18 protein-coding genes are annotated in these 21,601 nt (G+C 65.1%); 9 read left to right on the top strand and 9 right to left on the bottom strand.

From position 1 onward, the window contains the following. Positions 1-166 precede the first annotated feature (166 nt). Entirely contained in the window at positions 167-2,446 is a 2,280-nt protein-coding gene (locus tag ACQR0U_RS14255; RefSeq protein ID WP_434843378.1) for a sulfatase-like hydrolase/transferase, read from the top strand. An 18-nt stretch (positions 2,447-2,464) separates the two neighbouring features. Here the strand turns inward: ACQR0U_RS14255 and ACQR0U_RS14250 are convergent, their stop codons facing one another. Both ACQR0U_RS14250 and ACQR0U_RS14245 read right to left on the bottom strand, forming a co-directional pair. Continuing rightward, the gene (locus ACQR0U_RS14250) at positions 2,465-5,605 is read right to left on the bottom strand and encodes a multidrug efflux RND transporter permease subunit (RefSeq protein ID WP_315749712.1); all 3,141 of its coding nucleotides are present in this window, start codon (positions 5,603-5,605) and stop codon (positions 2,465-2,467) included. Further along, the gene (locus ACQR0U_RS14245; protein ID WP_409999263.1) at positions 5,602-6,783 is read right to left on the bottom strand and encodes an efflux RND transporter periplasmic adaptor subunit; all 1,182 of its coding nucleotides are present in this window, start codon (positions 6,781-6,783) and stop codon (positions 5,602-5,604) included. Before ACQR0U_RS14245 ends, ACQR0U_RS14250 begins: the two co-directional genes overlap by 4 nt. 146 nt (positions 6,784-6,929) lie before the next feature. Between ACQR0U_RS14245 and ACQR0U_RS14240 the strand changes: the two genes are divergently transcribed. The 7 genes from ACQR0U_RS14240 to ACQR0U_RS14210 all read left to right on the top strand — a co-directional run bounded on the left by ACQR0U_RS14240 (position 6,930) and on the right by ACQR0U_RS14210 (position 13,630). Continuing rightward, the gene (locus ACQR0U_RS14240; RefSeq protein WP_315749714.1) at positions 6,930-7,391 is read left to right on the top strand and encodes a MarR family winged helix-turn-helix transcriptional regulator; all 462 of its coding nucleotides are present in this window, start codon (positions 6,930-6,932) and stop codon (positions 7,389-7,391) included. A gap of 377 nt (positions 7,392-7,768) precedes the next feature. Then, a complete protein-coding gene (locus tag ACQR0U_RS14235) occupies positions 7,769-8,029 on the top strand; it encodes a hypothetical protein (protein ID WP_315749715.1) in 261 nt (86 codons plus the stop codon). Positions 8,030-8,288: 259 nt separating this feature from the next. Then, a complete protein-coding gene (locus ACQR0U_RS14230) occupies positions 8,289-10,709 on the top strand; it encodes a TonB-dependent receptor (protein ID WP_434843377.1) in 2,421 nt (806 codons plus the stop codon). A 2-nt stretch (positions 10,710-10,711) separates the two neighbouring features. Further along, positions 10,712-11,401 carry a Fe2+-dependent dioxygenase gene (locus tag ACQR0U_RS14225; protein WP_315827385.1) on the top strand — a complete coding sequence of 230 codons (690 nt, stop codon included), beginning with the start codon at positions 10,712-10,714 and terminating at the stop codon, positions 11,399-11,401. 11 nt (positions 11,402-11,412) lie between these two features. Continuing rightward, positions 11,413-12,351, top strand: coding sequence for a tonB-system energizer ExbB (gene exbB / locus ACQR0U_RS14220; RefSeq protein ID WP_315714468.1), 939 nt, complete (start codon positions 11,413-11,415; stop codon positions 12,349-12,351). A 6-nt stretch (positions 12,352-12,357) separates the two neighbouring features. Next, on the top strand, positions 12,358-12,825 hold the full coding sequence (exbD, locus tag ACQR0U_RS14215) for a TonB system transport protein ExbD (RefSeq protein ID WP_315714467.1): 468 nt from the start codon (positions 12,358-12,360) through the stop codon (positions 12,823-12,825). Between the two features lie 16 nt (positions 12,826-12,841). Then, complete coding sequence (locus tag ACQR0U_RS14210; protein ID WP_315714466.1) at positions 12,842-13,630, top strand: cell envelope integrity protein TolA; 789 nt, start codon at positions 12,842-12,844, stop codon at positions 13,628-13,630. A gap of 21 nt (positions 13,631-13,651) precedes the next feature. Here the strand turns inward: ACQR0U_RS14210 and ACQR0U_RS14205 are convergent, their stop codons facing one another. The 7 genes from ACQR0U_RS14205 to ACQR0U_RS14175 all read right to left on the bottom strand — a co-directional run bounded on the left by ACQR0U_RS14205 (position 13,652) and on the right by ACQR0U_RS14175 (position 20,221). Continuing rightward, positions 13,652-14,053, bottom strand: coding sequence for a hypothetical protein (locus tag ACQR0U_RS14205; RefSeq protein ID WP_315714962.1), 402 nt, complete (start codon positions 14,051-14,053; stop codon positions 13,652-13,654). A 61-nt stretch (positions 14,054-14,114) separates the two neighbouring features. Next, on the bottom strand, positions 14,115-14,795 hold the full coding sequence (locus ACQR0U_RS14200; protein ID WP_315714465.1) for a site-2 protease family protein: 681 nt from the start codon (positions 14,793-14,795) through the stop codon (positions 14,115-14,117). 55 nt (positions 14,796-14,850) lie between these two features. After that, positions 14,851-15,240, bottom strand: coding sequence for a GFA family protein (locus tag ACQR0U_RS14195; protein WP_315714464.1), 390 nt, complete (start codon positions 15,238-15,240; stop codon positions 14,851-14,853). Between the two features lie 201 nt (positions 15,241-15,441). Beyond that, the gene (locus tag ACQR0U_RS14190; RefSeq protein WP_315714463.1) at positions 15,442-16,188 is read right to left on the bottom strand and encodes an SDR family NAD(P)-dependent oxidoreductase; all 747 of its coding nucleotides are present in this window, start codon (positions 16,186-16,188) and stop codon (positions 15,442-15,444) included. Between the two features lie 115 nt (positions 16,189-16,303). Next, positions 16,304-17,038: an SDR family oxidoreductase gene (locus ACQR0U_RS14185; RefSeq protein ID WP_315827386.1), complete on the bottom strand. Its 735-nt coding sequence runs from the start codon at positions 17,036-17,038 to the stop codon at positions 16,304-16,306. Positions 17,039-17,179: 141 nt separating this feature from the next. Further along, on the bottom strand, positions 17,180-19,003 hold the full coding sequence (locus tag ACQR0U_RS14180) for an IlvD/Edd family dehydratase (protein ID WP_315714460.1): 1,824 nt from the start codon (positions 19,001-19,003) through the stop codon (positions 17,180-17,182). 138 nt (positions 19,004-19,141) lie between these two features. Then, entirely contained in the window at positions 19,142-20,221 is a 1,080-nt protein-coding gene (locus ACQR0U_RS14175) for a LacI family DNA-binding transcriptional regulator (protein WP_315827387.1), read from the bottom strand. 300 nt (positions 20,222-20,521) lie between these two features. On the opposite strand from ACQR0U_RS14175, the gene ACQR0U_RS14170 reads away from it, so the two are divergent. Beyond that, complete coding sequence (locus ACQR0U_RS14170) at positions 20,522-21,583, top strand: ABC transporter ATP-binding protein (RefSeq protein ID WP_315714458.1); 1,062 nt, start codon at positions 20,522-20,524, stop codon at positions 21,581-21,583. Positions 21,584-21,601: the final 18 nt, after the last annotated feature.

The following is a 21,601-nucleotide window of genomic DNA, read 5'->3' as shown; positions in this document are numbered from 1 at the left end:
TCGCTGGCTCCATCTGGAATGATAATGATAATTATGATTATGATCCGAGGCAAGCCTGGCCGTGCCACCCAGCCCCGGGGCGTCGCGGATCCCAGAGCAATCACAACGATAAACTCGTACGGGCTGCGAGGCGCAGCCGGGACGCGAGCGAGAGGGAGGACGAGGCATGAGCGAGCCCGCATTCGGCGGTACGATCGGCAGGACCATCGCAGGCTCCAGACCCTGGTGGCCGGCGCCGCCGCAGCCGCCGAAGGGCGCGCCCAACATCCTGGTGGTGCTGTTCGACGATGTCGGCTTCTCCGATTTCGGCTGCTACGGCTCGCGGATCCGCACCCCCGCGATCGACGGGCTGGCCGCGCAGGGCCTGCGCTATTCGGGCTTCCACACCACAGCGATGTGCTCGACCACACGGGCGGCACTCCTGACCGGTCGCAACCATCATTCAGTCGGCGTCGGCTGCCTTGCCAATTTCGACTCGGGCTATCCCGGCTATCGCGGCAAGATCGCGCGCGAGGCGGGGACGCTGGCCGAGATGCTGCGCGCCCATGCCTATCGCAACTACATGGTCGGCAAATGGCACGTCACGCCCTTGACCGAGAGCGGCGCGACCGGGCCGTTCGACGGCTGGCCGCTGGGGCGCGGCTTCGACCGCTTCTATGGCTTCCTCGACGCCGAGACCGATCAATATGCGCCGGAGCTCGTGCTCGACAACACCCATGTCAGCCCGCCCGGCAGCTACGCCGACGGCTATCACCTGACTGCCGACCTGGTCGATCAGGCGATCCGCTTCATCGCCGACCACACTGCCGACCGGCCCGAGCTGCCATGGTTGACCTGGCTCGCGCTCGGCGCCTGCCACGCGCCGCATCAGGCGCCGCACGACATCATCGAGAGCTACGACGCGGTCTTCGCCCATGGCTGGGACGCCGAGCGCGCGCAGCGGCTGGCGCGGCAGAAGGCGATGGGGCTGGTGCCGGAGAGCACGGACCTGCTGCCGCGCAATGATGGCGTGAAGCCCTGGGAGGCCCATTCCGAGGATGAGCGGCGCGTCTTCACCCGGCTGCAATCGGCCTTCGCCGGTATGCTCGATCATGCCGACCTGCATCTGGCCCGGCTGCTCGCTTTTCTCGACAAGGCCGGCCAGCGCGACAATACGCTCGTGATCGTCATGTCCGACAATGGCGCCAGCCAGGAGGGCGGGCCGCTCGGCTTCGTCAACGCGATGGGACCGTTCAACTTCAAACCGGAGCCGATCGCCGAGAAGCTCGCGCGGATCGACGACATCGGCGGGCCGGATACGCACTCGAACTTCCCGCATGGCTGGGCGATGGCGTCGAACACGCCGCTGCGCCGCTACAAGCAGAACACCCATGGCGGCGGCATCCGCGATCCCTTCATCGTCTCCTGGCCGCAGCGCATCGCGGCGCGCGGCGAAATCCGCCACCAGTTCGTCCATGCCTGCGACCTCGTGCCGACCCTGCTCGACCTGATCGGCATCGATGCGCCGGCCATGATCGCGGGTGTGCCGCAGATGCCGCTCGAGGGCGTGAGCTTCGCCGCCTCGATCACCGATCCGGCGGCACCGTCGAAGCAGGTCGCGCAATATTTCGAGATGTTCGGCCATCGTGGCCTCTGGCACGACGGCTGGAAGGCGGTGGCCTTTCACCCGTCGGGCACGCCGTTCGACAACGATAGATGGGAGCTGTTTCATCTCACGCAGGATTTCTCCGAGACGCATGATCTCGCCGCCGCCGAGCCGGAGCGGCTCGCGGCACTGGTGAAGCTGTGGTGGGAGCAGGCGGAGGCGCACCAGGTGCTGCCGCTCGATGATCGCTTCGGCCCGCGCTTTGCCGAGAACGCGGCGCGTTTCCACGGCGCGCGCACGCGCTTTACGTTCCACGCCGGCATGGGCCATGTGCCGACCGACGTCGCGCCCGACGTGCGCAGTCGCGACTATCTGATCGAGGCCCACGTCGAGATCGATGCAGAGGGCGCATCCGGCGTGCTCATCGCCCATGGCGATGCGACGTCGGGCTACAGCCTCTACGTCAAGGATGGTCATCTCGTGCACGATCTCAACATCGGCGGCCGGCACGAGATCATCAGCTCGACCCGCCCGGTGCCGGCGGGATCGCATCGCCTGGGTGTCCGCGTCGAACGTCTCAGGCGGCAGACCGAGCCCGCCAAGGGCGCGCGCACCGGCATGAGCCGGTACACGTTGCTGATCGACGGCGAGGAGGCCGGCGCGCTGACGACGCAGCTCGCCTTCCACACGCTGATCTCCTGGTCGGGGCTCGACATCGGCCATGACCGCGGCAGCCCGGTGTCGGACTATGCGGCGCCGTTTGCGTTCACCGGACGGCTCTCCCACGTGACCGTGACGATGCAGGACGAACAGAGTCTGGACGGCGAGGGCGTCGCCACCGCCGAGATGGCGCGGCAGTAGGCGACGACAAGCGGCGGACTATTCCGCCGCTTCCTTGACCGGACCTGCGGCCGCGGTCTCGGGCTCGTGGTCGATGTGCGTACGGCCCCAGCGCGCGAAGGCGTTGTTGACCTTGTCGAGATAGAGATAGACGACCGGCGTGGTGAACAGCGTCAGCATCTGGCTGACGATCAGGCCGCCGACCATCGCATAGCCGAGCGGCTGGCGGATCTCCGAGCCGGTGCCGTTGCCGAGCATCAGGGGCACGCCGCCGAGCAGGGCGGCCATCGTCGTCATCATGATCGGACGGAACCGCAGCAGGGCGGCCTGGCGGATCGACTGCTCGGGCGGCAGATGCTGGTCACGTTCAGCGGCGATGGCGAAGTCGACCATCATGATGCCGTTCTTCTTCACGATGCCGATCAGCAGGATGACGCCGATCAGCGCAATCAGGCTGAAATCGTAGCCGAACGCCATCAGGATCGCGAGCGCGCCGACGCCGGCCGAGGGCAGCGTCGAGAGAATCGTGATCGGGTGAATGTAGCTCTCGTAGAGGATGCCGAGGATCAGATAGACCACGACGAGGGCGGCGAGGATCAAGAGCGGCACGGTCGACAGCGACTGCTGGAACGCCTGCGCAGTGCCCTGAAAGCTCGAGTTCAAGGTTGCCGGCGCGCCGAGCTCGACCATCGCGCGCTGCACCGCATCGGTGGCCTGGCCGAGCGCAACGCCCTGGGCGAGGTTGAAGCTGATCGTGATCGACGGAAACTGACCCTGGTGGCTGATCGACAGCGGCCGCACCGGCACGTTGGTCCAACTGGCGAAGGTCGAGAGCGGCACCTGGTCGCCGGTGGTCGGCGATTTCACGTAGAGCTTGTTGAGCGTGTCGATATTGCCCTGCAGTTCAGGCAGGATCTCCAGGATCACGCGGTAGGAATTTAGCTGCGTGAAGTACTGCGCGACCTGGCGCTGGCCGAACGCGTCATACAGCGTGTCGTCGATCAGCTGGGGCGAGATGCCGTACCGCGAGGCGGTGTCGCGGTTGATCGTGAGCTGCACGGTGGTGCCGTCGGCCTGCTGGTCGGTGGCGACGTCGCGCAGCTGCGGCAGCGAGCGCATCTTCTCCAGGATCTTCGGCGCCCACTCGTTGAGCTCGGCGAGATTGGAGTCCTGCAGCGTGAACTCGAACTGGGTTCGGGACGGCCGGCCGCCGAGGCGGACGTCCTGCGCGGCCTGCATGTAGAGCCGGGCTCCCTCGACCTTCTCGAGCTGCGGCCTCAGGCGTGCGATGATCTGCTGCGCCGATGCATCACGCTCGTCACGCGGCTTCAAAGTGATGAACAGATTGCCGGTATTGCCGGCGCGGCCGGAACCGCCGATCGCCATTGCGACGCTGGCTACGCCCGGATCATCCTGCACGATCTTGGCCAGCGCCTCCTGGCGCGACTGCATCGCCTTGAAGGAGATGTCCTGCGACGCCTCCGACGCGGCGGTGATCAGGCCGTTGTCCTGCTGCGGGAAGAAACCCTTGGGGATCAGCACGAACAGGTAGATCGACAGGCCGAGCGAGGCGAAGAACACCATCAGCGTGGCGAAGCGCCAGCGCAGTGCGATGTCCAATCCCTTCTCGTAGGCCCTGAGCAGCGCCTCGAAGCCGCGCTCGCTCCATTGGTAGAATTTGCCATGAGCCTGGTGGCCGCCGCGCAGGAAACGCGAGGCCATCATCGGCGTCAACGTCAGCGAGACGAACATCGAGACGAAGATCGTCATCGCCAGCACGACCGCGAATTCGCGGAACAGGCGCCCGATGATGCCGCCCATCAGCAGGAGCGGGATCAGCACGGCGACCAGCGAGATCGAGATCGAGACAATGGTGAAGCCGATCTCCTTGGCCCCCTTGTAGGCGGCAGCCATCGGGGACTCGCCTTCCTCGACATAGCGAGAGATGTTCTCGAGCATGACGATGGCGTCGTCGACGACGAAGCCGACCGCGATCGTCAGCGCCATCAGCGAGAGGTTGTCCAGTGAATAGCCGACCCCCCACATCATCGCGCAGGCGCCGAGCAGCGCGAGCGGCACGGTGATCGTCGGGATCACCGTGGCCCAGAAGCTGCGCAGGAAGATGAAGATGACCATGACCACGAGAAAGATGGTCAGGAGCAGCGTGAACTGGACGTCCTCGACCGCGGCACGGATGGTCGTCGTGCGATCCGACATCAGCTCGACCTTGATGGCCGGCGGGATCGCCGCAACAAGGCGCGGCAGCGTCGCCTTGATCTTGTCGACGGTTTCGATGACGTTGGCGCCAGGCTGCTTGAAGACCACCAGGAACACGCCGCGCTTGCCGTTGGCCCAGGCGGCCTGCTTGGCATCCTCCGGCCCGGTCACCGCCCGGCCAATGTCACGGACGCGCAACGGACCGCCATTGCGGTAGGCGATGATGACGTCGTTCCAGTCCTTCGACTCGGTGAGCTGGTCATTGGCGTAGATGGTGTAGGCCCGACGCTCGCCGTCGATGTTGCCCTTCGGGCTGTCGACCGTGGTGATCGCGATCTGGCTGCGCACGTCCTCCATCGAGAGGCCCTTGGCGACCAGCTTGGCCGGGTCAATCTGGATACGGATCGACGGCTTCTGCTGGCCGCCGATGATCACCTGGGCAACACCCGAGATCTGGCTGATCTGCTGCGCGAGCTGCGCATCGACGGAATCGGAGACCGTCGTCAGCGGCAGCGTCTCGGACGTGGCGGACAAGATCAGGATCGGCGCGTCCGCTGGGTTGACCTTGCGGTAGGTCGGCGGCGACGGCAGGGTCTTGGGCAACTGGCCCGAGGCGGCGTTGATGGCGCCCTGGACGTCGTTGGCGGCGCCGTCGATGTTGCGGTTCAGGTCGAACTGGATCGTGACCGATGCGGTGCCCAGGTAACTGGTCGATGTCATCTGGGCGATGCCGGGGATCTGTGCGAATTGCCGCTCCAGCGGCTGGGCGACCGAGGTCGCCATGGTCTCAGGGCTGGCGCCCGGCAGATTGGCGGTCACCTGGATGGTCGGGAAGTCGACCTGCGGCAGCGGTGCGACCGGCAGCAGGGGGTAGGCGACCAGGCCGATGAACAGGATACCTGCCATCAGCAGCGAGGTGCCGATGGGGTATTTGATGAAGGGTGCCGAGATGCCGCCGTTCATTCCTGCCGGACCTTAGCTGGCGCCGGCTCCGAGCTGGCCACCGCGGTGGTCACGACCGAGCCTGGCTGAACTTTGAATTGACCGCCGGTGATCACCTGCTGGCCGGGGGTCAACCCCTCTTCGACGACGGTACGGCCATCGAGCGAAACGCCGACCTTCACCTTGCGCAGCTCGGCCTTGCTGTCCGGGCTCACCGTGTAGGAATACAGCCCGTTGGTCGAATGCTGGACGGCGTCGTCGGGAACCACCGTGGCATCCTTCAGCGTCCGCACCAGGAGCCGCGTCGAGACCGACTGTCCGGGCCACAGCACGTGGTCCTTGTTGTCGAACACCGCCTTCAGCCGGATCGTTCCACTCGACGTGTCGACCTGGTTGTTCACGACCATCAGCTTGCCCTCGGCGAGCTGCTTCCTGCCGTCGGTGGTGAACGCGATCACCTTCAAGGGAGCGGTTTTCTGCGCCTCGTTGATGTAGGGCAACTGCTCCTCCGGCGCGGTGAAGATCACCGCGATCGGCTCGATCTGCGCGATCGAAACGATGCCGGTCTGGCTCGAGGCGTTGACGATATTGCCGATGTCGACCTGGCGGAGGCCGGCGACCCCGGAGATCGGCGCCTTGACCTGGGTGTAGCTGAGCTGGGTCTGGGCATTGGCGATCGCGGCGTCGTCGGCGGCGATCTGTGCCGTGAGCTGTGCGACGGTGGCGCGCTGGGTGTCCTGCTGCTGCCTGGTCGCGAACTCGCCGAGCTTGGTGGTGCGCTGCAAATCGAGATTGGCGTTGTTGAGATTGGCCTCGTCCTGCGCCCGCTTGGCCTTGGCCTGGTCGAGCGCGGCCTGGAACGGCCTCGGGTCGATCTCGACCAGCAGGTCGCCCTCTTTCACAAGCTGGCCTTCGGTGAAGGCGATCTTGTCGATCTGGCCGTCGACGCGGGTGCGGACCTGGACGGTGTTGAAGCCTTGCACGGTCCCCAGGCCGGTGAGGAAGACCGGGAAGTCCGTCTTCTCGACCGGCACGGTCGAGACCCGAACCGCCTGCGGTCGGGCCGAATTCTGCTCAGCGGTCTTCTTCGCTGCCTCGGCGCCCTGATGACGCTGCCAGCCGTAATAGCCGGCGCCGCCGAGAGCCGCGACAAGCAGGATCCAACCGAGGGTTCGTGATGTCTTCATGCTGGCCCACATGCTGAGACGAACAGGATAACCGGTCTTTAAAACCATTCCCAGCATGCCAGATATAGTACGCACGCAATTAATGTGTAAACACACGAGCGCGTGGACAAACCTAAACAATCGGCAAGCTTCGAGGAAGCGCAAGGGAGTTCACAGCCATGTCGCTGGATATGAGACGTCAGCTCGTTGCGCAGCTAGTCGAAAGCTCGCGCATCCTGCGCAACTATATTGATCATCGTGCCAAACAGCGCGGCACGACCCGCGCCCAATGGGTGGTGCTGTTTCGGCTGCGCGCGCATGAGGGGATGTCACAGGTCGATCTCGCAGAAGTGCTGGAACTGCAGCCGATTTCACTGGTGCGTCTGCTCGACAGGCTGGTCGAGCAGGGGCTGCTGGAGCGCCGGCACGATCCGAGGGATCGCCGCGCGAACCGTCTCCATCTCACCGCCGCGGGACGAGAGCTCGTCGATGATCTCGACGAGCTGCGCGATGCGATCGCCGGCGACGTTCTGCACGACATTCCGGACGAGGCCGTCGCCACCAGCCTGTCCACGCTCAGGGACCTGAAGGATCGGATCAAGACGCTGTCCGATCCGAAAGCCGAGGTGGCGCTCAAATAGCCGAGCCGCGGCGCAGACCGTTCTGATCCCATTTTGAGTTGCGTCGTATAATAAAACATCTTGAGTGCGAAAAATGGCGGGGAAGCTTGCCGTTGCCGCGGCGTGGCCTGCGCGAGAGCAGGGCGGTCTGCGGCGATCCTCTGCCGCCATCGTCGGCTGGCGCGCCGCGCCGGACCATTCGCCGGCCGCGCGGGTCTCTCGTGCGAATGCCGCACTCCGACCTATTCTCGCCGTCTTGTCGCGCCCGATGGGAGCTGATTAGAAGCCGATGAGTCCGGCCGCCGTCATGGCGCCGTCGGGCCGCGGCAGGATTCAACCGGAGCGAGGCTGCGTCGCCGACGATGCGCCGTGCGACGATAGCGAATGGGGAGCTCACGATGGAAGAACTGAATGGAAAGATGCTCGCGTGCCAGATCCTGGTCACCGGCCTGATCGCGCGCGTCGCCAACGAGCAGCGCGATCCGTTGCGCTTCCTGACCGATTTTCGCGATGAGATCAGGGCCGTCGTCAAGGGCGTGCGGATCGCGGGGATCGATGATTCCGATCGCGTGCGCCAGATCGCGGTGCAGACCGTGGACGAGCTGTTCTCGCTGATGAAGCCGCCGAGCCCCGACGAGCCGGCTGGCTCGTCGAACTGACCTGCGCCGGGGTTACGCCCGACGCGGTGCTGATTCGACGGCAGCGCGAGTCAAATCGCGCTGTTTAGAACGATTTCAAGTTCCGCATGTTGTTAGTTGAGCGTTTTTAGAATTGTTTTGATCTGGAACTATTCAAGGCCAAATTAGGGCTCCTCAAATTGACCCCCTGAAACGCGCCCGATACCAACGACACATCGTCGCACTGCGAATGATCCGCGTAAGCGATGTGGAATGAAGATCTGGGGCGCGTGAAAATAAAATGGGACAGGTGATAGCACCGCGTTCGCTGCGTGGGGTCGCAGCGATGAGGTTCAATGGCGGACGCGGAGAGGGGCCCTCCGTCACCAAGGTGTCGGCGGTGGCCGGGCTGATGGCGGTGGCATCGATGTCGTCGGCCGAGGCGCAACCGGCGTCCGACCTGCCGCCCGTCAACGTCGATGCGCCGACCGCGCGGGCCAAGCCGACGTCCTCCAAGCCGACCGCCGAGCAGGTCCGCGCGCGCAATGCCCTGCGCCGCGCGGCGGCCCGTCAGCAGGCGGCGCAGCAGGCCGCGGTGGCGTTCCCGAACGCAGGCGGACTGTCCGCGCCGGACGCCAACCCCTACGCGGACGCAGCCGAGCCCTACAAGGTCAACCGCGTGCAGGCGTCGGGCAAGTTTCCCGAGCCGCTCCTGAACACGCCGAAGACGATCACCGTGATGAGCAAGGAAGTGCTTGCCGACAAGCACGTCACCGCGCTCAAGGAGATCGGCCGTTCGACCGCCGGCGTCACGCTCGGCTCGGGCGAGGGCGGCAATGCGTTCGGCGACCGCTTCTTCATTCGCGGTTTCGATGCCCGCAACGACGTCTTCATCGACGGCATCCGCGATCCCGCGGTGTCGATCCGCGAGAACTTCTTCACCGAGCAGATCGAGATCCTGCGCGGTCCGGCCTCGTCCTATGCCGGCCGCGGCACCGCCGGCGGTGCCATCAACATCGTCACCAAGCAGGCTGGCGATACGAACTTCAAGCGGATGGATACCGAGTTCGGCACCGACCAGCAGAAGCGCGTCACGCTCGACGTGAACCAGGTGATCTCGCCGACCTTCTCGGTGCGCACCGGCGGTCTGTTCCAGGACTCCAACGTCGCGGGGCGCAACTACGTCACCGACGACCGCTGGGGCGCCTTCCTCTCGACCAAGTGGACGCCGATCGACGATCTCAAGATCACGACGAACTATGTCCATACCGATCTGTCGGGTTATCCGGATTTCGGCGTACCCTACTACAAGCAGGGCAACGTCCCCGTGACCTCCGCGGGCATTCCGCGCGGCACCTGGTATGGCTTCCTCAATCGCGACTTCCAGACGGCGCGGCAGGATTTCGGCACTGCCGCGGCCGAGTACAAGGTCAACGAGGCGATCACCCTCAGCAGCAAGTTCCGCGGCGAGCACTCGCTGCTCAACTATATCGGCACCTTGCCGCAGAATCCGAACACGACCAGCCCCAATCCGCTGCTCTGGACCACCACGGCGAGCGCGCAGAGCCGCTATCAGACGGTGGACGTCTGGGCCAACCAGAACGACGCCACGTTCAAGCTCGATACCGGGGGCATCAAGCACACGGCGGTGCTTGGTACCGAGTTCTCGAACGAGAACATCTCGATCGATCGCTACACCGGCCTCTCGTCCGAATTGTTCGGCGGCGGCTCGACCAGCTCGGGCACGGTTACCGGCGTCAACGTGTACTCGCCGCAGTACACCTACATCCCATTCAGCAATACGCCGTCGCTAGTCGGCAACCCGACGCGCTACGGCGTCAACACCAACAGCGTCTACGTCATGGACACGGCCAACTGGCAGGACACGGTCATCCTGAACGGTGGGGTGCGCTATGACGGCTACACCATGAGCTCGTCGACGAACTCGCCGAAATACCTCAAGATGAACGCCGACCTGGTCAACTACAATGTCGGCCTGGTCTACAAGCCGATGCCGATCGGCAGCATCTACGCGGCCTATGCGACCTCGGCCAATCCGTTCGGCTCCGAGCTCGACGCCACCGGCACCGACTATGGCGGCGTGCCCGCCAACACCGCGGTCCTGCTCGGACCCGAGCGCAACAAGGCGGCCGAGCTCGGCACCAAATGGGAGCTGGTCGACCGCCATCTGCTGGTCTCAGCCGCGCTGTTCCAGACCACCAAGGACAATGCCCGCGAGACCGTCGGCGGCCTGCTCACCTCGGGCGCGGCCTACCGCATCCAGGGCATCGACATCGAGGCGGAAGGCAAGCTCACCGATCGCTGGAGCATCTTCGGCGGCCTGGTGCTGATGCAGTCGAAGGTCACGCAGAGTGGCGTCGCTTCCAACATCGGCCTGCAGCTCGCCAACATCGCCCACCAGTCGTTCAGCATGCTGTCGAAGTACAAGCTCGACAATGGCTGGGAGATCGGCGGCCAGGCGGTCTACCGCTCCAAGGTCTATGGCGGTACCTTCGCGGCGAACACCGGCAACGAGCTGCCGAGCTACTGGCGCTTCGACGCGTTCGTCGAGAAGAAGCTTGATGCGCACTGGACCATGAAGCTTTATGCCCAGAACCTGACCAACAAGCTCTATTACGACACACTGTATCGGAGCGCGGTGCCGTTCGTCGCCGTGGCCCCGGGGCGCGCCTTCTACATCGTCACCACTGCGAAGTTCTGATCATGCTGATCTGCATCCCCGACGTTCTGTCGAAGGACGAGGTGGCCGAGTTCCGCCGCATCATGGATGCGGCGGAGTGGGAGGACGGCCGCTCGACGGCCGGGGCGCAGTCGGCCATGGTCAAGCGCAACGAGCAATTGCCACCGGATGGCGAGGCGGCGCGGGTGCTCGGCCAGCGCGTCATCCAGGCGTTGACGAAGCATCCGCGCTTCCTGTCGGCGGCGATCCCGCTGCAGATCTTTCCGCCCTTGTTCAACCGCTACACTGCCTCGCGCGGCGACCATTTCGGCATCCATGTCGACAATGCCGTGCGCGGCGATCCGCTGACCGGCCTGCGCATCCGCACCGATCTGTCGATGACCTTGTTCCTGGCCGAGCCCGACAGCTATGACGGTGGCGAGCTTGTGATCGAGGACACCTACGGCTCGCACGAAGTCAAGTTGCCCGCGGGGCACGCGGTGCTGTATCCGTCATCGAGCCTTCACATGGTCACGCCGGTCACGCGCGGCGCCCGGGTCGCCTCTTTTTTCTGGATGCAGAGCATGATACGGGATGCCCACGTCCGGAGCATGATCTTCGATCTGGACGCGGCGATCCAGAGCTTGGCTGACCGCCTCGGGAGGGACGATCCCGATGCTGTCAAGCTGACCGGCATCTATCACAATCTGATCCGGCAATGGGCCGAGGTCTAATGGGCCGAGATATGATGACATCGTTCCTCGTTAGGTTTGCAATCGTCCTGTCATGTCTGTCTGTTGCTGCGGGGCTACCTGCACATGCGCAGCAGGAGCCGGCCAGGTCCGCCCCGGCGGTCTCGACCGATCTGTCCGCGCCGGCGCCGGGCACAGCCCAGACGATGGCCCCTCCCGCGTCGGGACAGGTCGCCCCAACGGCTGCCGCCCCGGTGGGCATCGAGACCGGCGCCCGCAATGGCAAGTCGGTGACCACCGGGCTGGACGAGCTGTCGCCGTTCGGCATGTTTCTCAAGGCCGACATCGTCGTCAAAGCGGTCATGATCATGCTGGCGCTGGCCTCGATCGCAAGCTGGACGATCCTGATCGCCAAGAGCCTCGAATTCTCCGTCCTGCGCCGCCGGCTGGTCGTCGCGCTGCGCAAGCTGACCGGGGCGAAGTCGCTGGCCGAGGCCCATCTTGCGCTTGGTCAAGGCAAGACCGTCGCGGCATTGCTGCTGCAGGCTGCGATATCAGAGGCACGGCTGTCGGCCGGGCTCGGCAGTGACGAGGGCATCAAGGAGCGCGCAGCCTCGAGCTTCACCGAGATCGTTCGAGCCGAAGCGCGCAGGGTCCGCACCGGCATGGGCCTGCTCGCCACCGTCGGCGCGATCTCGCCCTTCGTCGGACTGTTCGGTACCGTCTGGGGCATCATGAACAGCTTCATCGGCATTTCCAGATCGCAGACCACCAACCTCGCGGTGGTCGCGCCGGGCATCGCGGAAGCGCTGCTGGCGACCGCGATCGGTCTGGCCGCGGCGATTCCGGCCGTGATCATCTACAATCACTTCTCGCGGGTCACGAAGGGCTATCTCGAGCTCGTCAACCGCGCCTCCGGCACCACCGGACGATTGCTGTCGCGCGATCTCGATCGCAGCCATACCGGCCTTCACGTCCGGGCGGCGGAGTAGCCGAGGATGGCCGTCTCGCTCTCCGAAGGCGATCTCGACGACGATTTCGACGAGACCCACGACATCAACGTGACGCCTTTCATCGACGTCATCCTGGTGCTGCTGATCATCTTCATGGTGGCCGCGCCGCTCTCGACCGTCGACCTGCCGATCGACCTGCCGTCCTCGAGCGCCACGCCGCAGAAGAAGCCGGACAAGCCGACCTATGTCTCGATCAAGCCGGACCTGTCGCTGGCGATCGGGGAAAATCTGGTCAAGCGCGTCGATCTCGTGCGCGAGCTCGATGCCATGACCGATCAGCCGAAGGACCGGCCGATCTTCCTGCGCGCTGACAAGCTGGTGCCCTATGGCGAGCTGATGGGCGTCCTGGAACTGCTGCGCGCCGGCGGTTACACCAAGATCAAGCTGGTGGCGCTGGAAGCGCCGCCTGCCGCGGCCGTGCAGGTGCCGCCGGCCCAGCCCGCGCAGCCGTGAGGAGCGCCGGCTTGTGATGAGCGACCTCGACATCGGGCACTCCCCCTCGCGCCGTCTCTGGTTTCTGGCGATCATGGGCGCGCTGATCCTGCATGTCGGCGGGGCCGCGCTGGCGCTGACGCATCTGAACGACGACGAGGACGCCGGCGGCCTCGGCGCGGCGGGCGCCGAGGTCATCGACATCGATATGGGCTCGCCGAAGGTCGAGGACGACGAGGTTCCGGTCGGACAGGACTCGGTAGCGCAGACCGCCGCTCCGCAGATGCAGGAGCAGAAGGCCGAGGTCGAGCAGACCGATCTGCAGAAGGATGTGCCGACCACGACCGAGGAGGCCGACCGCGAGGTCACGACCTCTGACGTGAAGAAGCCGACCGAGGAGCAGAAGGTCGCGACGGTCCAGACACAGGCGTCGGAGGCGCAGGAAGCCTCCGAAGACAGCGCGCGCAAGGCCCTGGACGAGAAGGTTCCTGAAGCCGAGAAGACCAAAGCGCCGAATGCCGGTATCGGCAAGGACGTGCAAAGGCTGACGGCCAATTGGGGCCGCAAGATCAGCGCCTATTTCGAACTGCACAAGAAGTATCCATCCGGAAAGAAGGCCGCTGCCCAGCTCAAGCTGGCGCTCGTGCTCAATCGGCTCGGCCGTGTCGTCTCGGTGGACGTCAAGGAAACGTCCGGCGATCCGGAGTTCGATCAGGCCGCCCTCAGCATGGTCCGCCGTTCGGATCCCGTGCCAAAGCCTCCCGCGGGCCTCACCGACGACGAGTTCTCCTTCATCCTGCCGGTCAAGTTCAACCCGCCGAAATGAGCGGGTGGGGTTCGGCTGACCTCACTGCCAATACAGCCTGACTCCGACGTAGACCACGCAGAGCGCGGCGAAGATCAGCGCAACCGGCAGCTTGCGCGGAGCGGTCGTCCCACTTTGCGCCGCCTTCTTCGGCGGCAGCTTGCGGAAGGCGGTGACATTGCCGGTCACCGGCTCGGCGGCGACCGGCTTGACCTCGGGCGGGGCGCCGCCGCCGCCCATCTCGGCATAATAGGCCTTGTACATCTCGCGGATGGTGGCCTCGGTCGCCTCGTCCTCCGGCATGTCGCCGAGGCGGGCCTTGTAGCTTGCCAGGAAGTCCTGCGCCGCCGGCGGCAGGCCGGAGGCGCCGTTCAGCTTGGCGATCATCTTCCAGGTCGCGAAATCGGCACGGGCGCGGGTGTCGGCGCGGCGTGCGATCATCATGTCAGCGGCTTTGACCAAGAGTGCCTCGGGGCTCGTTCGTTACCATCCCTGACGGGTAGATCTAGACATTACCCGTCAATAGCAGAAGCAGCTGCTTCAGAGAATCGGTCGTGGCGCGGAGCAGCCCCGACACGAGATCAAGATTGAGACCAAATTGGGAACCCGCCAGCGGCAGGAGGATCAGACATCCGATCAGAATCAGCATGCCATACGGCTCGAGCCGGGCAAGCGGCCGCGCCAGCGCCGCCGGCAGCACGCCCACCGCGACCCGGCCGCCATCGAGCGGCGGTATCGGGAGCATGTTGAACACGGCGAGCAGGATGTTGAACGAGAAAATATTCCACAGATTGCTGGCCACCCACCGCGCCGCCTCCGGTGGAACCAGCGGCAGGGCGTGGAACGCCAGTCCGGCCGCCAGCGCCAGCGCGATGTTGGTGGCCGGTCCGGCCAGCGCCACCATCACCATGCCGGCGCGCAGCGGCTTCAGATTGCGAAAATCGACCGGCACCGGCTTGGCGTAGCCGAACAGGAACGGCGAGCCGGACAGCAGCAGCATGCCCGGCAGCAGGACGGTGCCGAACGGATCGATGTGCTTGAGCGGGTTGAAGCTGACGCGACCGAGTCGCAACGCGGTGTCGTCGCCGAACCGCCAGGCGACGAAGGCGTGAGCAGCCTCATGAAAGGTGATGGCGATGATGATCGGCAGGATCCAGACGGAGATGCCGTAGAGCGAGATGTTCAAGGATCGGGGTTCCGGACGCGTTACCGCCTTACATAGGCACGATGGTTCCCCGATGCTACGCGGGATTCTCCGGAAATTGCGGCAGGCCGTCGCTGAGCTGCACCCAATCCATCTTTTCCGAGACCCAGATGTGCTCGGTCGGGGCAAAGGCGTTGCGGTCGTCGAAGCAGGCCAGGGCCACGCCGACAACCGGGCGCGTCCTGCGCCATGAGAACAGCCTGACGCCGCAGCGCGGGCAGAACATGCGATCGAGCGCGTCGGAGGAGGGGAAGCGCGCGGTTTCGCCGGTGATCGTCAGCGCGTCGTGCGCGAACAGCGCGCGGGCGAAGAACGGCGCGCCCGTCGCCCGCTGGCAGTTGCGGCAGTGGCAGACGCGTACGTTGATCGGCTCGCCGGTGCATTGGAAGCGCACCGCGCCGCAGAAGCAGCCGCCGTGGTGGGTCATGGTGGGACCTCCCAACTGGTCATGAACTCTCGCGATCGTCAGCAGCACCGGAAGGTTCTGCCTATCGCCGTCATTGCGAGCGCAGCGGCGCCGCGAAGCAATCCAGGGCCGCGCGAGGAGCTCTGGAGTGCTTCGTCGACTTTCGCCTCCTCGCAATGACGATTTCTCGGTGAGGACGGGCTCTATCGATCGGCACGCCGACTAATACGTTGCGCGGCCGCCGGAAATGTCGAATACGGCGCCGGTCGAGAACGAGCACTCTTCCGAGGCGAGCCACGACACCAGCGCGGCGAGCTCTTCCACCAGCACGAAGCGGCCTTTCGGGATCTTCGACAGCATGAAGTTGATGTGCGCTTCCGTCATCTGGTCGAAGATGGCAGTCTTCGCCGCGGCGGGCGTCACCGCATTGACCGTGATGTTGTGCTGCGCCAGCTCCTTGCCGAGCGACTTTGTCAGCGCGATCAGGCCGGCTTTGGACGCGGAGTAGTGCGCAGCGTTCGGGTTGCCCTCCTTGCCGGCGATCGAGGCGATGTTGACGATGCGGCCATAGCCCTGCTTCAGCATCACCGGCACGATCGCCTTGGCGCAGATGAAGGGACCGTCGAGATTGATGCGCAGCACCTTGCGCCACTCCTCGAGATCGGTCTCCCACACCGTCTTGTTGATGCCGGCGATGCCGGCATTGTTGACCAGGATGTCGATGCTGCCGAACGCGGCCAGCGTCGCGTCACGGGCGCCTTCGACCGCTTTGGTGTCGGTGACGTCGACCTGCAGCGCCAGCACCTCCGGACCGATCGCCTGCGCGGTCTTCTCCGCCAGCGCGATGTCGTGATCCCAGATCGCAACCTTCGCGCCCGACGACTTGAAGCGCTCGGTGATGGCGCGGCCAAAACCTTGCGCGCCGCCGGTGACCACGGCGCAGCGGTTGGTAAGGTCGATGTGGTTCATGATGTTTCCCCGGTCGATCTTTGTTGTCGTCATTCCGGAGCGCGCGCAGCGCGAACCCGGAATCTCGAGATTCCGGGTTCAGCCCTGCGGGCTGCCCCGGAATGACGGAGCAGAACTACAGCGTCCAGCCGCCGTCGATGGTATGCGCGACGCCGGTCGTGAACGCGCTCTCGTCGCTGGCAAGATAGACCGCGAGATGGGCGATCTCCTCCGCCGTGCCGAGCCGGCCCATCGGCTGGCGCGAGATGAACATCTCCAGCCCGTTCGGGCCGGCCGAGGCTGCGCGTCCGAGCATCGAGGGCGTTTCGATCGTGCCCGGGCAGATGCAGTTGCAGCGGATCTTCTTGCCGACGAAATCGGCGGCGACCGAGCGCGTCAGCGCCGCCACGGCGGCCTTGGTCGCACCGTAGACGTAGCGGTTCGGTGCCGCCTTGAACACGCCCGCGGCGGAGGCGATGTTGACGATGGCGCCGCCGCCCTGATCGAGCATCTTCGGCAGGAAGGCGCGGATCGTGCGGTGCATCGACTTGACGTTCAGATCGAACGAGAAATCCCAGTCGTCGTCGGAGCAGTCGAGGATGGTGCCGTTGTGCACGAAGCCGGCGGCGTTGAGCAGGATCTCGACCTTGCCGACCCGCTCGGCCATCGCGTTCACGGCCGCGGTGTTGCGCACGTCGAGCGTCGCGACCTCGGCAATGCCTTCGCTCTTCAGCGTGCTCAGGCCGTTATCATCGATGTCGGTGGCGAATACGGTGGCGCCTTGACGCGCGAACGCAATGGCACAGGCGCGGCCGATGCCGGCAGCGGCGGCAGTGACGAAGGCGCGCTTGCCCTTGAGACGGTCGGACATGGGGTCTCCCTTGGGAATTGACTTCTTAGTTATCGTCATTCCGGGACATCGCGAAGCGATGGGCCCGGAATCCATGACCACGATCGGGAGTATGGATTCCGGGCTCGCGCTTCGCGCGCCCCGGAATGACGGCAGTTGGGTCTAGTGATTATGCCTTGCCACACCCACGGTGCCGGCGATGTTGTGATAGCGCGTGGCAAGCTCCATGCAGGCGCCGGTGGCCTGCTGGCCGACGGTGTTGCGATAGAGCTCCTGCCATGGCGTCTGGTTGGCGGGGTGCGGGAAGCCGCCCTTGGCCTTCAGCTCGGCGCGCCGCTTCGCAAGCTCCTCGTCCGAGATCAGGATATTGGCCGAGCCCTTGTTGAGGTCGATGCGCACGCGATCGCCGGTCTTGAGGATTGCGAGCCCGCCATCGGCGGCGGCCTCCGGCGACGCATTGAGAATCGACGGTGAGCCCGAGGTGCCGGACTGCCGGCCGTCGCCAATGCAGGGCAGGGACAGGATGCCGCGCTTGATCAGCGCCGCCGGCGGCTGCATGTTCACGACCTCGGCGCCGCCGGGATAGCCGATCGGACCGGCGCCGCGGATGAACAGCACGCAGTGCTCGTCGATCGCAAGCTGCTCATCATCGATGCGGTCGTGATAGTCCTCAGGCCCCTCGAACACGATGGCGCGGCCCTCGAAGGCGTTCGGGTCCTTCGGATTGCTGAGATAGCGGTCGCGGAACTCCTTGGAGATCACGCTGGTCTTCATGATCGCGGAATCGAACAGGTTGCCGCGCAGCACCAGGAAGCCGGCATCCTTCACCAGCGGCTTGTCGTAGGACCAGATCACGTCGCCGTCGGGCTTCGCTGCCTCGCGGCAATTCTCACCCATGCTGCGGCCGTTGACGGTGATGACGTCCTCGTGGATGCGCTTGTGCCGCATCAACTCGCCGATCACGGCCGGCACGCCGCCGGCGCGATGGAATTCCTCGCCGAGATAGAAGCCGGCCGGCTGCATGTTGACGAGCAGCGGCACGTCGTGGCCGACCTTCTGCCAGTCGTCGATGTCGAGCTCGACGCCGACATGGCGCGCCAGCGCGTTGATATGGATCGGCGCGTTGGTCGAGCCGCCGATCGCGGAGTTGGCGACGATGCAGTTCTCGAACGCCTTGCGTGTCAGGATGTCGGATGGCTTCAGGTCTTCCCACACCATGTCGACGATGCGCGTTCCGGTCTCGTAGGCGATCTGGCCGCGCTCGCGATAGGGCGCGGGGATCGCGGCGCAGCCGGGCAGGGACATGCCGAGCGCCTCGGCCAGCGCATTCATCGTCGACGCCGTGCCCATGGTGTTGCAATGGCCAACCGACGGCGCCGAGGAGGCGACGATCTCCATGAACTCCTCATAGCCGATCTCGCCGGCGGCGAGCCGCTCGCGCGACTTCCACACCACGGTGCCGGAGCCGGTGCGCTGCCCCTCGTGCCAGCCGTTCAGCATCGGGCCGCCCGACAGCACGATGGCGGGGATGTTCACGGTTGCCGCGGCCATCAGGCAGGCCGGCGTCGTCTTGTCGCAGCCGGTCGTCAGCACCACGCCGTCGAGCGGATAGCCGAACAGGATTTCGACCAGGCCGAGATAAGCGAGGTTGCGGTCGAGCGCGGCCGTCGGGCGCTTGCCGGTCTCCTGGATCGGATGGGTCGGAAATTCCATCGCGATGCCGCCGGCGGCGCGGATGCCCTCGCGGACGCGGTGCGCCAGCTCGATGTGGTGGCGGTTGCAGGGCGAGAGATCGTTGCCGGTCTGGGCAATGCCGATGATCGGCTTGCCCGACTGCAGCTCAGCCCGGGTCAGGCCGTAATTCAGATAGCGCTCGAGATAGAGCGCGGTCATGCCCGGATTGTGCGGATCGTTGAACCACGCCTGCGAGCGCAGCTTGCGGCTTTTGTCAGCGCCGTTGCCGGCATGCCCGTTCGAGTTCGTCATGTGTTTTCTCCCGCAGTGCAAACGTGGCGAGGCCGGTCCGTCGTCTGCGCGCTATCGGCCCGCTGTCGAAGATCGCCTACGTCTTTCGTTCAAGTCGTCGTTGGTTCGAGTGGTTCTAGTTCATGGCTTTTGGTTGCGCTACCATTTTGTTCCGGAAGCGCGCCCCGACGCGGGCTGCGGACTTGCGGCGGCGCGCTGCAAGGTCGAGCTCTGCCGTTCGATCACCTCGAAGCCGAGATCGACGACGCGCTGCGCCACGGGACGGCCTTCGACGGCGTCCATGATCATCGTCGCCGCACGCCGACCCATCTCGTAGCGATTGGTACGCACGCTGGTGAGCGTCGGAACCGCCGCGGCCATGAATTCCATGTCGTTGAAGCCGACGATCGCGATCTGCTCGGGTACCGCAATGTGCCGGCGCTGGCATTCGAACAGCACGCCGAGCGCGAGATCGTCGTTGGCGCAGAACACGGCGTCGAGATCCGGCGCCTTCATCAGCAGATCGGAGAACAGGCTGCCGCCCATTGTGGTCGAGGTCGGAACAGGCGCCGTGACGATGAGACGCGGGTCGAACAAGCCGGCCTCCTTCATCGCGTTCTGATAGCCCTGCAGCCTGCGCTGCACCCTTGGGTCCATGCGGGCGCCGATGAAGCCGATGCGACGGCAGCCCTGCGCGAGAAGGTGTGAAATGGCTGCAAAACAGGCATCGACGTGCGAAAATCCGATCATCATGTCGATCGGGTTGGCGCCGAGCTCCATGATCTGCACGACGGGACAGTCCGCTGCCTGGATGATCGACCGGCTCTCCGCCGTCTGGTCGAGACCGGTCACGATCAGGCCGGCCGGCTTCTGCATCAGGAACAACCGCAGCAGGCGCTCCTCCTGCAACACGCTGTAGCGGGTGTTGGCGAGCTGGATGCTGTAGCGGCTGCCTTCGAACGCATCATAGATGCCCCGCAGCACGTCGGAGAACACGTTGTTGGTGAGGGACGGTATCAGCACGCCGATCACTTCGGTGCGCTGCGATGCGAGCGCGCGCGCGGCGAGGTTCGGCACATAGCCGAGCTCCTTGGCGGCACTCTCGATCCTCGTGCGGCGGCCGGCCGAGACCGTGTCGGGATTACGGAAGAAGCGTGACACCGTGATCGGGCTGACGCCCGCCAGTGCCGCAACTTCGGTCAGCCGGACTTTGCCCGGCTCGATGCGTTTCCGTCCCATGCCTCGCTCATAGCATAGGCGGTCTGGTACACAAGCGATATTGACAGCGCTATCACGCGGTTGCTAAGCGAGGCATTGCGGAAGCGAACTGAACTGCGGACAATGTCGGCCGCACTGGCCCTGTTTCGGAGCCAGTCGGAACGACCAGAGCCAACAAGACCATCAAAAACAAGACCACCAAGAACAAGACTGCACGACCAGGACTACAAAACGACAAGCGGCCTGATCAAACGGCCGAGAACAACGGTCAGAATGCCGCCGGCAAGCAGCCAATGCTGTCGGTCTTTGAGGAGGAAATTGATGTCGTCGGTGCAAATTCGCGACGTGCGCAAATCATTCGGCGGATTCGAAGTGCTGCACGGCGTGACGATTCCGATCGAGGATGGCGAGTTCGTCGTGCTGGTCGGGCCGTCCGGCTGCGGCAAGTCGACGCTGCTGCGCATGCTCGCAGGGCTCGAGAACATCACCGCCGGAACCATCTCGATCGGCGAGCGCGTCGTCAACAACGTGCAGCCGAAAGAGCGCGACATCGCGATGGTGTTCCAGAACTACGCGCTCTATCCGCATATGACGGTCGCCGACAACATGGGCTTCTCGCTGAAGCTGCGCGGCGCACGGCCGGAGGACATCAAGAAGGGCGTCGCGCGCGCCGCCGAGATCCTGGCGCTGACGCCGCTGCTCGACCGCTATCCGCGCCAGCTCTCCGGTGGCCAGCGCCAGCGCGTCGCGATGGGCCGCGCCATCGTGCGCGATCCGCAGGTGTTCCTGTTCGACGAGCCGTTGTCGAACCTCGACGCCAAGCTGCGCGTCGCGATGCGCACCGAGATCAAGGAGCTGCATCAGCGTCTCAAGACCACCACCGTCTACGTCACCCACGACCAGATCGAGGCCATGACGATGGCCGACAAGATCGTCGTGATGCATGACGGCATCGTCGAGCAGATGGGCTCGCCGCTCGATCTGTACGACAAGCCGGACAACCAGTTCGTGGCCGGATTCATCGGCTCGCCGGCGATGAACTTCCTCAACGGCCACCTGAAGTCCAATGGGTCGGTCTATGTCGAGACCGAGAACGGCGCCCGGCTGCCGATCCTCACCGCGCCGGCTGCCTCCGACGGCCGCCCCGTCGTCTACGGCGTCAGGCCCGAGCATCTCGAGCTCGCCAGCGACGGCATCGAAGCCGAGGTCGTCGTGGTCGAGCCGACCGGTTCGGAGACGCAGATCGTCGCCCGCATCGGCACCCAGGACATCATCGCGGTGTTCCGCGATCGCCACGAGGTCAATCCCGGCGAGAAGATCCATTTGCGCCCGCGCGCGTCGGCGGCGCATCTGTTCGACAAGGATAGCGGCCGGAGGATTTGAGCCGGCCGCTCGACGCAA

The sequence above is a fragment of the Bradyrhizobium sp. HKCCYLRH3097 genome (assembly GCF_051167875.1).
Lineage (GTDB): Bacteria > Pseudomonadota > Alphaproteobacteria > Rhizobiales > Xanthobacteraceae > Bradyrhizobium.
The sequence above is the reverse complement of the archived record's forward strand: the minus strand, read 5'-3'. Positions and strand labels throughout refer to the sequence as shown.

Excerpts from the sequence above, each read along its gene's own strand:
- ACQR0U_RS14255 (WP_434843378.1), top strand. The coding sequence starts at position 167 with ATGAGCGAGCCCGCATTCGGCGGTACGATCGGCAGGACCATCGCAGGC.
- ACQR0U_RS14250 (WP_315749712.1), bottom strand. The coding sequence starts at position 5,605 with ATGAACGGCGGCATCTCGGCACCCTTCATCAAATACCCCATCGGCACC.
- ACQR0U_RS14245 (WP_409999263.1), bottom strand. The coding sequence starts at position 6,783 with ATGTGGGCCAGCATGAAGACATCACGAACCCTCGGTTGGATCCTGCTT.
- ACQR0U_RS14240 (WP_315749714.1), top strand. The coding sequence starts at position 6,930 with ATGTCGCTGGATATGAGACGTCAGCTCGTTGCGCAGCTAGTCGAAAGC.
- ACQR0U_RS14235 (WP_315749715.1), top strand. The coding sequence starts at position 7,769 with ATGGAAGAACTGAATGGAAAGATGCTCGCGTGCCAGATCCTGGTCACC.
- ACQR0U_RS14230 (WP_434843377.1), top strand. The coding sequence starts at position 8,289 with ATGGGACAGGTGATAGCACCGCGTTCGCTGCGTGGGGTCGCAGCGATG.
- ACQR0U_RS14225 (WP_315827385.1), top strand. The coding sequence starts at position 10,712 with ATGCTGATCTGCATCCCCGACGTTCTGTCGAAGGACGAGGTGGCCGAG.
- exbB (WP_315714468.1), top strand. The coding sequence starts at position 11,413 with ATGATGACATCGTTCCTCGTTAGGTTTGCAATCGTCCTGTCATGTCTG.
- exbD (WP_315714467.1), top strand. The coding sequence starts at position 12,358 with ATGGCCGTCTCGCTCTCCGAAGGCGATCTCGACGACGATTTCGACGAG.
- ACQR0U_RS14210 (WP_315714466.1), top strand. The coding sequence starts at position 12,842 with ATGAGCGACCTCGACATCGGGCACTCCCCCTCGCGCCGTCTCTGGTTT.
- ACQR0U_RS14205 (WP_315714962.1), bottom strand. The coding sequence starts at position 14,053 with ATGATGATCGCACGCCGCGCCGACACCCGCGCCCGTGCCGATTTCGCG.
- ACQR0U_RS14195 (WP_315714464.1), bottom strand. The coding sequence starts at position 15,240 with ATGACCCACCACGGCGGCTGCTTCTGCGGCGCGGTGCGCTTCCAATGC.
- ACQR0U_RS14190 (WP_315714463.1), bottom strand. The coding sequence starts at position 16,188 with ATGAACCACATCGACCTTACCAACCGCTGCGCCGTGGTCACCGGCGGC.
- ACQR0U_RS14185 (WP_315827386.1), bottom strand. The coding sequence starts at position 17,038 with ATGTCCGACCGTCTCAAGGGCAAGCGCGCCTTCGTCACTGCCGCCGCT.
- ACQR0U_RS14180 (WP_315714460.1), bottom strand. The coding sequence starts at position 19,003 with ATGACGAACTCGAACGGGCATGCCGGCAACGGCGCTGACAAAAGCCGC.
- ACQR0U_RS14175 (WP_315827387.1), bottom strand. The coding sequence starts at position 20,221 with ATGGGACGGAAACGCATCGAGCCGGGCAAAGTCCGGCTGACCGAAGTT.
- ACQR0U_RS14170 (WP_315714458.1), top strand. The coding sequence starts at position 20,522 with ATGTCGTCGGTGCAAATTCGCGACGTGCGCAAATCATTCGGCGGATTC.